This window comes from Aeromonas sp. R1-1 (assembly GCF_040908495.1).
GTDB classification, from domain to species: Bacteria; Pseudomonadota; Gammaproteobacteria; order Enterobacterales; family Aeromonadaceae; genus Aeromonas; species Aeromonas veronii.
Window position 1 is genome coordinate 1 of record NZ_JBFODV010000274.1, and the last position, 12,036, is coordinate 12,036.

Genomic DNA, 12,036 nt, shown 5'->3' on the forward strand with positions numbered 1-12,036 from the left:
GCCTCATCGACCTCATCAAGCTGGCCCGTGGTCAGGTGCCCATCCTCGGCATCTGCCTCGGCCATCAGGCCCTGTGCGAAGCCTACGGCGGCACCGTCGGCGCGGCGGGCGAGATCGTTCACGGCAAGCGTTCCCTGATTGAGCACAACGGCCACGGCGCCTTCGCCGGTCTGCCAAGCCCGCTGCCGGTGGCCCGCTACCACTCGCTGGTCGCCACCTATGTACCGGAAGAGCTGACGGTGATTGCCCACTATCAGGGCATGCCCATGGCTATCGAGCAGCAGGATGAGCGGGTGCTGGGTTTCCAGTTCCACCCGGAATCCATCATGACCTCGGAAGGGGCCCGTCTGCTGACTCAGGCGCTCGCCCATATCACCCGTCCAGAAAGCAGCGTGCGTTAAGGTAAGGAGACCAACATGCATCAACATCTCAACACCCTCTATCAGGGTCATTCTCTGAGCCGTGAAAGTACCCGCGACGCCTTCGGTCAGGTGGTACGTGGCGAAGTGGACCCCATCGTGCTCGCAAGCCTGCTGACCGCCCTCAAGATCAAGGGAGAGACCCCGGAGGAGATCGCCGGCGCCGCCGAGGCTCTCTTGGCAGAAGCGCGTGACTTCCCGCGTCCGGACTATGAATTTTGCGACATCGTCGGCACCGGTGGCGATGGCCTCAACACCATCAACGTCTCCACCACCTCGGCGCTGGTCGCCGCCGCCTGCGGCCTGAAAGTGGCCAAGCACGGCAACCGCTCGGTCTCGAGCAAGTCGGGTTCGAGCGATCTGCTGGACAAAATGGGCATCAAGCTCGACATGAGCCCGGCGCAGGCGCGCCGCTGCCTGGACGAGCTCGGCATCTGCTTCCTGTTCGCCCCCCAGTACCACGCCGGGGTGCGCCACGCCATGCCGGTGCGCCAAGCCCTCAAGACCCGCACCCTGTTCAATGTGCTGGGGCCGCTCATCAACCCCGCTCGCCCTACCTATCAGCTGATGGGGGTCTATGCCCCCGAGCTGGTGCGCCCCATCGCCGAAACCCTGCTGGCACTGGGACTGAAAACCGGTATGGTGGTGCACGGCGCCGGGCTCGACGAGATAGCCATCCACGGCCCGACCCAGGTGGCCCAGATCCGTGACGGCGAGATCCGCGAGTTTCTGTTAACCCCGGCTGACTTTGGCCTCGAGACCTATCCGGTCAGCGCCATTCAGGGCGGGGAACCTGAAGAGAACCGCGCCATCACCGCCGCCATTCTGGAAGGGCGTGGTACCCCGGCCCACAACGCCGCCATCGCCGCCAACGTGACGCCACTGCTGCTGATGGCGGGCAAGGCGAAGGATCTCAAGAGCGCGGCGGCCGAGGTGCTGGCGGTGCTGGCGAGCGGTAAAGCGGCTGAGCTCGCCGCCCGGCTGGCTACTTTGAGCCATCAGGAAGCGGGTCATCAGGAGGCATGATGTCAGCCACCATGTCGCACAGCAGTAATTCAGAACGCCCACAGGGCAAGAGCGAGTTTCGCAAGGATAACGAGATGTCAGACCTTATTGCCCCCCATGCATTTCTGAACATGGCCTCCATCAGCCAGACCATTCTCGGCAAAATCGTGGCGGCCAAGCAGGAGTGGGTTGCCGCCCGCAAGCTGGCCCAGCCGCTGGAGAGCTTCCAGAGCGCGCTGACCCCAAGCGATCGGGATTTCGTCGGGGCGCTCAAGGCAGGCTCCACCCGCTTCATTCTGGAGTGCAAGAAGGCCTCCCCCTCCAAGGGCTTGATCCGCAATGATTTCAGCCCGGAGGCCATCGCCGACATCTATGGCAAATACGCCACCGCCATCTCGGTGCTGACCGACGAGAAGTTCTTTCAGGGGGATTTCGCCTTTTTGCCGCGGGTGCGCAGCCGTGTTCAGCAGCCGGTGCTCTGCAAGGATTTCATGATTGACCCCTATCAGGTCTATCTGGCCCGCCACTATCAGGCGGATGCCATCCTGCTGATGCTCTCCGTGCTCACCGACGAGGGCTATCGTGCCCTGTTCGCAATCGCCAAGGAGCTGGGCCTTGGCGTGCTCACCGAGGTGAGCAACGAGGAGGAGCTGGCCCGAGCCATCGCCCTGGGGGCACCGGTCATTGGCATCAACAACCGGGATCTGCGCGACTTGAGCGTCGACCTCGCCCGCACCAAACAGCTGGCTGCTGACATCCCGGCCGATCGGGTGGTGATCAGCGAATCCGGCATCAACCACCGCGCCCAGGTGGCGGATCTGCGCCACCATGCCAAGGGCTTCCTGGTGGGCTCATCCCTGATGGCCGAGCCGGATCTGGAGGCAGCAGTGCGCAAGCTGGTACTGGGCCAGAACAAGGTGTGCGGCCTCACCCGCGCCGACGATGCCGCCGCCGCCCATCAGGCGGGTGCGGTATTTGGGGGTCTTATCTTTGTTTCCAAAAGCCCGCGCTATGTAGACATCCCTGCCGCCCGCGCCGTGATGGCGGGCGCGCCGCTCTCTTACGTCGGGGTATTTCGCAACGCCCAGCCCGCCACCATCGTCAAGACGGTGGAGGCGCTGGGGCTCGCCGCGGTGCAGCTCCATGGCGATGAGGATGCAGCCTATATCGAGACGCTGCGCTCACTGCTGCCGACTGGCTGCCAGATCTGGAAGGCGGTAGGAATAACGAGCGGCGAGCCGCTGCCCGCCCTCGACTACCCGGCCGATCGCCTGCTGCTCGATACCAAAGTGGGTAGCCAGAGCGGCGGCACCGGTCAGGCGTTCGACTGGGCCATGCTGGCCACCCTCGACAAGAGCAAACTGATGCTGGCGGGCGGCCTTAACCCCGACAACGCCCTGCAGGCGGCGCAAGTGGGCTGCCTCGGCCTTGATTTCAACTCCGGGGTGGAGAATGCCCCGGGCCAGAAGGATGCGCACAAGCTGGCGGCCGCCTTTGCCGCCCTGCGCGACCTGTAACGCAACCCTTTTCGATGTTTCGATTTAGCTAATACAAGGAAGAAGCCATGACCCTGCTCAACCCGTTTTTTGGTGAATTTGGCGGCATGTACGTGCCCCAGATCCTCATCCCCGCCCTGCTCCAACTGGAGAAGGCCTTCGTCGATGCCAAGGATGACCCGGCCTTTATCGCCGAATTTCAGACCCTGCTGACCGAGTATGCCGGTCGCCCGACTCCGCTCACCCTGACCCGCAATCTGACCAAGGGCACCAAGACCCGCCTCTATCTGAAGCGTGAAGACCTGCTGCACGGCGGTGCCCACAAGACCAACCAGGTGCTGGGTCAGGCGCTGCTGGCCAAGCGGATGGGCAAGAGCGAGATCATCGCCGAGACCGGTGCCGGTCAGCACGGCGTCGCCACTGCCCTGGCCTGCGCCCTGCTCGGCCTCAAGTGCCGGGTCTATATGGGTGCCAAGGATTGTGAGCGCCAGAAGCCCAACGTCTTTCGCATGAAGCTGATGGGCGCCACCGTCATTCCGGTGCACTCCGGCTCGTCCACCCTGAAAGATGCCTGCAACGAGGCGCTGCGCGACTGGGCTGCCAACTACGAGTCGGCCCACTACCTGCTCGGCACCGCCGCCGGTCCGCACCCCTTCCCCACTATCGTGCGGGAGTTCCAGAAGATGATCGGCGAAGAGGCCAAGGCCCAGTGCTTCGAGAAGGAGGAGCGGCTGCCCGATGCTGTGATCGCCTGCGTCGGCGGCGGCTCCAATGCCATCGGCATGTTTGCCGACTTTATCGATGAGCCGTCGGTGCGCCTGATCGGCGTCGAGCCGGGTGGTCACGGTATCGAGAGCGGCGAGCATGGTGCGCCGCTCGGTCACGGCAGCAAGGGGGTCTTCTTTGGTATGCACTCCTACCTGATGCAGGACAATCAGGGCCAGATTCAGGAGTCCTACTCCGTCTCGGCGGGGCTCGACTTCCCCTCCGTCGGCCCGCAGCACGCCCATCTGGCCGCCATCGGCCGCGCCGAGTACCCCTCGGTGACCGACAAGGAGGCGCTGGACGCCTTCCAGGAGCTGGCCAAATCCGAAGGGATCATACCGGCACTGGAGTCCTCCCACGCGCTGGCCCACGCCCTCAAGATGGCCCGCAGTGAACCGGAAAAAGAGCAGGTGCTCATCGTCAACCTCTCCGGCCGTGGCGACAAAGATATCTTCACCGTGGCAGACATTTTCGAGAAAGAAGGAACCTTGTCATGAACCGTTACGCACAACTCTTCTCCCGTCTGGATGAAGCCAATCAGGGCGCCTTTGTGCCGTTCGTGATGCTGGGTGACCCCACTCCTGAACTCTCTCTGGCCATCGTCGATGCGCTGGTCGCTGGGGGCGCCGATGCCCTCGAGCTCGGCATTCCCTTCTCCGATCCGGTGGCGGACGGCCCCACCATTCAGGGCGCCGCCCTGCGCGCCTTTGCCAGCCACACTACCCCGGATGACTGCTTCGAGCTGCTCGGCCGCATCCGCGCCAAGTACCCGCAGCTGCCCATTGGCCTGCTGGTCTACGCGAATCTCGTCTATGTGCGCAAAATTGACGGCTTCTACGAGAAGTGCCAGCAGGCAGGCGTGGATTCAGTGCTGGTCGCCGACGTGCCGGTGCAGATGTGCGCCCCCTACAAGGCGGCCGCCGACAAGTTCGGCATCGACAGCATCTTTATCGCCCCGCCCAATGGCGACGCCGAGACCCTTAAACAGGTGGCGGAGCTCGGCAATGGCTACACCTATCTGGTGAGCCGCGCCGGTGTCACCGGTGCAGAGACCAAGGCCGGCATGCCGGTGGAGGGGCTGATCAATACCCTGCGCGAGTTCAACGCCCCCCCCGCCCTGCTCGGCTTTGGCATCAGCGAACCGGCTCAGGTGCGTGAAGCCATCGCCGCTGGCGCCGCCGGTGCCATCTCCGGCTCCGCCGTGGTGAAGATCATCGAGACCCACCACCAGAACCCGGAGCATATGCTCACTCGTCTGAAAGAGTTTGTGGAAGGGATGAAGGCTGCGACCCTGCGCTAAGCGTTCAGTCAAACGCCCACCCCCATGACAAGCAAGGGAGCCCAAGCTGGCTCCCTTTTGTTATCCACCATCCCTAGTTAGTGCCACCCTTGTAGGTCTGATTAGCGAAGCGTAATCAGACGTTCGCGACGTTGATATAGTGACGTGGCTTCGCCACGCAGCGGCACTGCCGTAGGGTGCAATAAGCGCAGCGCATTGCACCGCAAGACATAGTCCGCTCCACGACGACAGACTCTCGCCGGATTTCCGAACCAGCGGTTGGCCCCTTGATGCGGCTTCGCCGCATGGGCCACGAGGGCGCTGCCCTCGACGGGGTTTCACCCGCCCTTCGGGCTGAGGCGAGTGACTTTGGAAAGACCCAAAGTCACCAAAGGTCTTCTCCCCCGCTTATTCGCCCGACTGACGTCGGGTACCTTCGGCTCATCCTCTTGTCCAACGGCACGCGCCGATGGGCCGTCCATGGCCCAACGCCGCTCGCTCGGCGTCCAGCCTCGCGGCCTGGACAAAAGGACTCGCCTCAGCGAATAAGAGGGGGATCAAAACCGTGCCCACCTGTGGCGACTGTGCAGCAGTGAACAAGCCCCCTCTCCCCTTGGGAGAGGGCTGGGGTGAGGCTATTTCCGCACTCTCTACCAACCCTGAACCCACTGAAAGCAGCTGTTGCTCACTAATTCGTTGAACCAGCTCAGATTTTTATCAATCTTCTCTTTCCATGTCTCAATCCGGCCCCTTAAAATAGCCAAACGACAATCCATCTCGTGGGAGAGCGTTATGGAAGCGATTGTTACTATCTCGCAGGCGAAATGCAGCGAACTGGGGGCTGAAACTCAGGGGCGGTAGCGTGGTTTTTTTAGGTTGGTGCAGAGCGTAGAGAAGCCCAACAGGCGAGCATCATTGCGCCAACCAGAGTGGGATAAACATGGATGTGGCAGATCCAAAAAACAGATTGATAGATATATTTTGCGGTAAACATTGGGCTTCACTTCGTTCAGCACCAACCTACGATTTTTAGTCCAACATACGAGGTGACGAAAATGCGCGGCACCATCCGCCGCAAGATGTTTCAGCATCTGGTTAGCCCCCGCGGCTCAAGGCAACCAGCATCTAGCTCAGGGTCAAGTTTGTCGGCTCGGCCAATCGCCTCGCCACAATTCACCAACACAGCCTGAAAGACCGTATCAAGGGCCGTGAAATTAGTTATCAGGCGCAGGAGTGGTTGGGCATCACTACCCAAGATGCTGAGCTGTTGTAGGATCTGCTGCTTGTTCATTTCTCCACATAACTGATAAAGACTTTGCTCGATAAAACAAAGTTTTATCTGGACAAAACATCATAGTTTAAGGATTCTACTGGCGGTATTCTTATTGCTTGTAGTTGTAGATAGATACAAGTATTTTCACATTTTTTCGCAAGAATTTTATTTTTAAAGAAAGACGGAGAGCTATCAAGTGTCATCAACAAGCCATAGTGAATCTAAAGCAAGGGGTATCCTCTCTTTACCATTAGTTCGGGATTTATTAATAATTGGCTTATTGATGGTCATCGTCTGGAAACTACTTAGTGCAGAAGTGAAAATTGACTTAGCCAGCTTTTCATTTAATGACTTTTTGGCGTTAGTATTAGCATTGTTTTCTGTTGCACTATCCGTTGCCTTCTATTTTAAAGCTAATGAAGCAAGCAATCAGTTTTATGATAATACATATAAATTCACCAAAGACATGTCTGAGATTCTGGGGCGTATTGAAGCTGGATTTGGGGAGAAGCTTCGCCATTTGGATGAAGGTTATTCAGGAGTGCGCGATCGCCTTGACAGAATTCCACATTATGGAGCGACCCCTTCAGAGGTCAAGAGTGAAGAGGAAGAAATTATACGGAAAGAACAAGAGCAAAGAGCGCTTATTGAAGAACTTGCAGAAAAAGCAAAGCTTGCTGAGCATGAGAAAAAAGAACTTTTTGCCAACTTAGAGGAAAAACATAAAGAACTAGAAAGAGCAAAAAATGAGTTGCGCAAAATGCAATCAGACCGCAACTCTTCTTTTAGTGAAGTAAATCAAAACACAGTTTTGACTTATGTCACCCATGTATTAAAAGATTATATTGCTAACAAATTAGATAAAAATGAAAATAGAAGACTTACTCGTAGAGCAGTTGAACGATTGTTCATGGAAAACCGTCAGAACATTGCAGATCAAGCTATCATCGACATGAAAAATCTAGATCTTCTTGATGACTATGAAAGTCTTACACCAAGAGCTACCTCTATGCTTTATCAGCGACTGCTGAATTCAAACTAGATATTTAAAGCAGTTTAAATTCCTATAAAAATTAGGACATCCATCTTGTGAGCAAGCTGCCGCATAGCCAGAACACAAAAGATGGGTGTCCAAGTTTTTATTTTTTCTCCGCCTCGATATATCCAACAACCTTTCCAATCCCACACCTACTGCTCTCTTCCCCACACCCGCCATCCCATCAACACCAGCATCAATACAACCCCCGGCAGCCAGACCCAGTAGAGCTCGGAGAGGATCACCGCTTCCCCTCGGGCAGTGAGATAAGCCTGCAGCTTGAAAGGGGCAACCCGGATCACCTGCCAGGGGGCGAAGAAACGCTCGTCACGCCACGGCCAGAGCAAGCCAACCCCCTTGCCGCCGGTAGTGAGGGAATCGAGCAGGCTGTGGGAAAGCAGAGAGACCAGCAAAAACGACCAGATGGTGGCGGCGCTGGCCCGAAATTGGCGGTGAAACAGCATGGCCAGCGTGGGCAGGGCAAAGGCGAACAGCAGGGAATGGGTAAAGCCGCGGTGGCCAAAGACATGGCCGTAGGCGACCCCCAGTTTGAAAGCGAGCACATCGGCATCGGGCAGCATGGCGATAGCAACCCCGGCCAACAGCAGGCGTGGCGGGATAATCCGGCTGCCAAGCCCCAGTCCAAGACAGAGAGGGACGGCGGCGTGGGTAACTATGGTGGGCATAGCATAAAGCTCCAACTGAAAACGTGGGCCTACCTTACCCCCGCTCGGTGAAGTGAAGGTGAAGTGCCCCCTCTTATGTTGCTGTATTCCCCCTCAAATCCTTAGCCATCAGCCAGAAGAGGCGTCACACAGAAAGTGATGAAAACGGCTGTTGCACCGGGGCCGAGCTTCTGTCGTTTGTCCCTTCTGTATTGGCTCGTTCGTTGTGTGTCGAACGCAGGCCCAATCAGCCTTGGCACGTTAACTTGAAATGTTCATTTAACTGCGGCTGACATGCAGAACGGGATCGTGATAAGTAGTCTCTTCGGTTCACATCACAGGGAAAGTGGCAGCGATGAAGATGAATGTACCAAAAAGCGTCATGCGGATTGCGAGCGTTATCAGCCTTTGGTTAATGACAGGGTGCATGGCAGAGGCCGCCTCTGCGCTGCCGCAACAAGAGCCATACGCGCTGATCTATAACGGGCCGGTTTCTGATGGGGATAGCACGAAGGCGATTGCGGATGTGGTCAAGCAGGTGGGCTTGCCTGTGAGGTATCTCTCCAATCTCGAAGCGCTGCCTGCAGAGCTCGATAATGCCAGGGTGTTTATCGTTGGCGGCACAGAGGACGATGTTGAGCCGCTCCTCAACGCCTTCACTGCGGACGCGCGCTCGGCGTTAAAAACCTATTTGCTAAGCGGTGGCCACTACCTCGGGATCTGTGGGGGTGCATTTGTGGCATCCACCGGCTGGTCTGAGGAGGAGGGCTTTGTACCGGCGCTGGGCCTTGTCCCTGCCACATCCGATGATTATGACGGCGACTTTAGCGCCAGGATCTTCCCGATCAGCTGGCTTGGTGAAGTGCGCCAGATGTATTACCAGGCCGGCCCGCAATTTACGCCGGTGCCAAGCCCCGAGCAGGTCAAGGTTATCGCCCACTTTCAAAACCATCAGATTGCCGCGCTCATCAGCTCATATGGCAAAGGCAAGGTGGCCGTTTCCGGGCCACACCCAGAAGCCCCTGAATCATGGAAAGCAAACGCGGTGGACGGCGACAAGATGGAGTCGAATATTCATTTAGCCGTTGGACTCGTCAACGAGTTGCTCTCCGAAGAGCCCGTTACCCATTCGAAGTAGGCGCATCCCTACGCCCCTAGATTTGCTCCCATTGCTCGGCCCGGAAGCCAGGCCATCCAATCGGCAGCAATCCATAAAAAAACCACCGACCAGCAAAGGTCGGTGGTTTTTTTATCGGTGGTAGATAACGGGTAGCCGATACGAAGGATTCGCTACCTCAACTTTCGCCCGGGAACGAGCACTACTCTTCCTGCTCCTCCGGTTGTCTCTCCTCACCCCGTATCTGTAGCAGCTCTTCGACCCTGGCTTGCCACTTGTCGTGGGCCTGTTTGCGCTCTTGCTGCATAAATGCTTCTCGCATGGTGTCGATTTTCTGGTCAAGTGTTTCCATCAGAGTGTCTCCTTGTGTGACCGCGTAAAGACTGGCTGACGGCGCGTTGGCCAACCTGCTCCCCTAATCTGACACCGCTAATGCCGTTACTGCCCAATCAAATAATCGATTGGAAGTACCAAAACCAATCTAAAAATTTTTTTCGTGTTTATTCCACCACGCCAGCGCAAGGGAAACTGGCTGCTCAGAGCGGGATGATCCGGCACGCGGCCAACACATGATTGAGTGCAGTCATCCCCCTTTTCAGGGGAATGGGGTGCAATTGCCCCATCCGTCCAGTGGGGGGGACCAGCAGATTTCCGGGGTGTTGCTGTGCCCATGATCACACAGTCACAACTCTCGCCATCCTCTCACCGCGCCCCCGCTTTTTATCATCTAGAGTTACCGGGCAGTCCAAAAGCTGCTGATTTATATACATTCGCCGCCAAGAGGGATCTTTTTTCATGACCGAGCATATCGATCTGCTACCTATCAGCACGGATGATGAGCAGGACGCAGGCAACCGCTACCTCTACTACACCGAAGGGGATCTGGCCCGCATTCTCGCCAATCTGGAACAGCTGCGCCATGCGGTGTTTCCTGCCGCCATCGGAGAGAGTGAAACGGGCGCCGCCGTGCCCCACAACTTTCCCTCCGTCTGTCTGGTGGGGCTGGGGCGCTGCGGCTCCAACATCGCGCAGGATGTGGCCTCGCTGGTCTACAACGCCCGCAGTTTTTATCTCAATGAGTTCAACAGTGAAGAGCAGCGCAAGCGGGAGAAGGAGTTTGGCCCGGTTAGCTGGATCCGGCGCAACCTGCGACTGCCAAACAACGGGGCCCGGCCGGTCTTTCTGATCGAGCCCATGGTGATGCTGGGGGATCTGGACAAGGACATCGATGGCCGCATCCGCCACTCCAATCGCAGCGGCGAAGGTGGCTCCTTGCGTGACTACGCCAAGATGCGGGTGATGGACTTGTCGGAGATCCACGCGGGAGGCGCGGGTAACGCCCCCATCCTGGGTCAGTATCTGGCCAAAATCATCCTCAACAAGAGCCCCCACTACTTCGCCAACTCCGAGTGGCAAGCCATTCATACCTATCTGGTGGACTCCTGCGGCATCAAGGCCAACCAGTCCCGCCTCTATTTCTACATCTTCAGTGCCGGGGGCGGCACCGGCTCCGGCATGGCCTCCGAGTTCGGGCTGGCCCAGCAGTACTCCTACATGAGCAAGACCTTTTCGCCCCCGTCAGAAGAGGAGGAGCACCTCTCCCTCGGGGAGCACTTCATGTTCGATCCCATCTTCACCAGCGGCATCTGCATCCTGCCCAATATCTGTGATCGGGGTATCGAGATCTCGGAAGCGCTGCACATCAACGCGGGGCGTTTGCTGTGCAAGTATCTGGCCGAGGAGTGGGACTTCTCCTATCACTTCGACAACGAGCAGGCGTGCGATGCCAGCATGCTCAAGCGGATCAGACCCTGGAATGCCATGATGCTGATCTCCAACGACATCATGCGCTACGCCGAAGAGAGCGACGATGGCGAGATCCAGCATGTTGATGTCAACACCATGGAGAAGTACGCCAACCAGTACATCTCCCAACAGATCTTCAACATTCTTACCGCCCAGGCCGTCACCACCGACTACGACGAGAACTACTTTCGCCGGGCGGGCATCGATATCAGCGAAACCATTCGGCTTGATGCCAACGACCTCTTTATGAGTCTGGCGGGGCCGGTGGCGGTGGCGTATGCCGAGTCCATCTCGCCCCCCGGCGGCCTGTTTGACAAGGAGGATGGGCTTAATGTGGACGATCTCTTCACCCGTTCCATCGAGCTGCCCCATTTCAACAAGATGACCCAGGCCATCGAGGGGATCAGTCTGCTGCCCATCGAGGCGGGCAACTATCGGGAGTATCTGGACGACTATGTGAAAAGTGGCCATGACCCGGCCCACCTCAACGAGCTGCACTTCTTCAAGAACTGCTCCTCTGTGGTGTCGATCATCTCCCTGCCCAAGGAGTACAAGCTCTCCTACATGGATCTCAACCGGCTCAAGTCTCACCTCAACGGGCTCTTCCCCAATACCACCCTCAAGCGCTATGCGCTGGTCATCGGGGCGTCGGCCAACATCTCCCTCACCACCCTGATCGTCAAGAGCCCCTGCCTGAGCGATGACTTCCTGACCCTGATCGTGGCCTTTATCAAGCGCTGCTTTGCCAAGGATCACTATCGCTTCGATGAGCATCTGGACAAGGCGGTGATCGAGATGATCAGCAATGAGGAGTGGAACGACACACTGCTCGACAGCATGCTCAACGAGTTCGAGAACCCGGCCAAGATCCTCGATACCAACTGGTACGCCATCAAGCCCATGTATGAGAAGAAATATCGGGAGCTTATCCGCGAGAAAGAGAAGTTCGTCTCCATCAACGATATTCGCCTCAGCCGTGAATCGGTGAAAAAGGCGCTGCTCTATCTGCGGGAAATCTATCGCCACCGGGTCAGCAAGACCCGCATTCTCTCCCTCAACCCAAGGCTGGGGGAAGCGAACGCTCGCTAGCACCCTGCCCATAAAGCAAAGCGCCCACCCCAGATGGGGCGGGCGCTTTTTTTACTGGCGCAGCGTGGTTTTATCTCATCAGAGGG

General features: G+C 57.7%; 10 protein-coding genes. 8 read left to right on the forward strand and 2 right to left on the reverse strand.

Annotation, left to right across the window (positions count from 1 at the left end; all coding sequences use genetic code 11):
- The 6 genes from AB5Y92_RS18605 to AB5Y92_RS18630 all read left to right on the forward strand — a co-directional run.
- Positions 1-401, forward strand: a 401-nt coding sequence (locus AB5Y92_RS18605; protein WP_368227356.1) for a gamma-glutamyl-gamma-aminobutyrate hydrolase family protein, incomplete at its 5' end; no start/stop codon positions are given.
- 15 nt (positions 402-416) lie between these two features.
- Positions 417-1,445 carry an anthranilate phosphoribosyltransferase gene (trpD, locus tag AB5Y92_RS18610; protein WP_368227357.1) on the forward strand — a complete coding sequence of 343 codons (1,029 nt, stop codon included), beginning with the start codon at positions 417-419 and terminating at the stop codon, positions 1,443-1,445.
- Positions 1,445-2,941, forward strand: a complete 1,497-nt coding sequence (gene trpCF / locus AB5Y92_RS18615) for a bifunctional indole-3-glycerol-phosphate synthase TrpC/phosphoribosylanthranilate isomerase TrpF (protein WP_368227359.1) — start codon at positions 1,445-1,447, stop codon at positions 2,939-2,941. Before trpD ends, trpCF begins: the two co-directional genes overlap by 1 nt.
- 47 nt (positions 2,942-2,988) lie before the next feature.
- The gene (trpB, locus tag AB5Y92_RS18620; RefSeq protein ID WP_005302900.1) at positions 2,989-4,182 is read left to right on the forward strand and encodes a tryptophan synthase subunit beta; all 1,194 of its coding nucleotides are present in this window, start codon (positions 2,989-2,991) and stop codon (positions 4,180-4,182) included.
- Positions 4,179-4,985 carry a tryptophan synthase subunit alpha gene (trpA, locus tag AB5Y92_RS18625; protein WP_236320338.1) on the forward strand — a complete coding sequence of 269 codons (807 nt, stop codon included), beginning with the start codon at positions 4,179-4,181 and terminating at the stop codon, positions 4,983-4,985. Before trpB ends, trpA begins: the two co-directional genes overlap by 4 nt.
- 1,448 nt (positions 4,986-6,433) lie before the next feature.
- Complete coding sequence (locus AB5Y92_RS18630) at positions 6,434-7,279, forward strand: hypothetical protein (protein ID WP_128836191.1); 846 nt, start codon at positions 6,434-6,436, stop codon at positions 7,277-7,279.
- Positions 7,280-7,425: 146 nt separating this feature from the next.
- On the opposite strand, the gene AB5Y92_RS18635 is transcribed toward AB5Y92_RS18630, so the two are convergent.
- Positions 7,426-7,959, reverse strand: a complete 534-nt coding sequence (locus tag AB5Y92_RS18635) for a metal-dependent hydrolase (RefSeq protein ID WP_368227358.1) — start codon at positions 7,957-7,959, stop codon at positions 7,426-7,428.
- Positions 7,960-8,299: 340 nt separating this feature from the next.
- Between AB5Y92_RS18635 and AB5Y92_RS18640 the strand changes: the two genes are divergently transcribed.
- Positions 8,300-9,076, forward strand: a complete 777-nt coding sequence (locus AB5Y92_RS18640; RefSeq protein ID WP_368227360.1) for a BPL-N domain-containing protein — start codon at positions 8,300-8,302, stop codon at positions 9,074-9,076.
- Positions 9,077-9,257: 181 nt separating this feature from the next.
- Here AB5Y92_RS18640 and AB5Y92_RS18645 read toward each other — a convergent pair whose 3' ends face one another.
- Positions 9,258-9,407, reverse strand: a complete 150-nt coding sequence (locus AB5Y92_RS18645; RefSeq protein WP_005338159.1) for a hypothetical protein — start codon at positions 9,405-9,407, stop codon at positions 9,258-9,260.
- 443 nt (positions 9,408-9,850) lie between these two features.
- On the opposite strand from AB5Y92_RS18645, the gene AB5Y92_RS18650 reads away from it, so the two are divergent.
- Positions 9,851-11,950, forward strand: coding sequence for a hypothetical protein (locus AB5Y92_RS18650; protein ID WP_058058307.1), 2,100 nt, complete (start codon positions 9,851-9,853; stop codon positions 11,948-11,950).
- Positions 11,951-12,036: the final 86 nt, after the last annotated feature.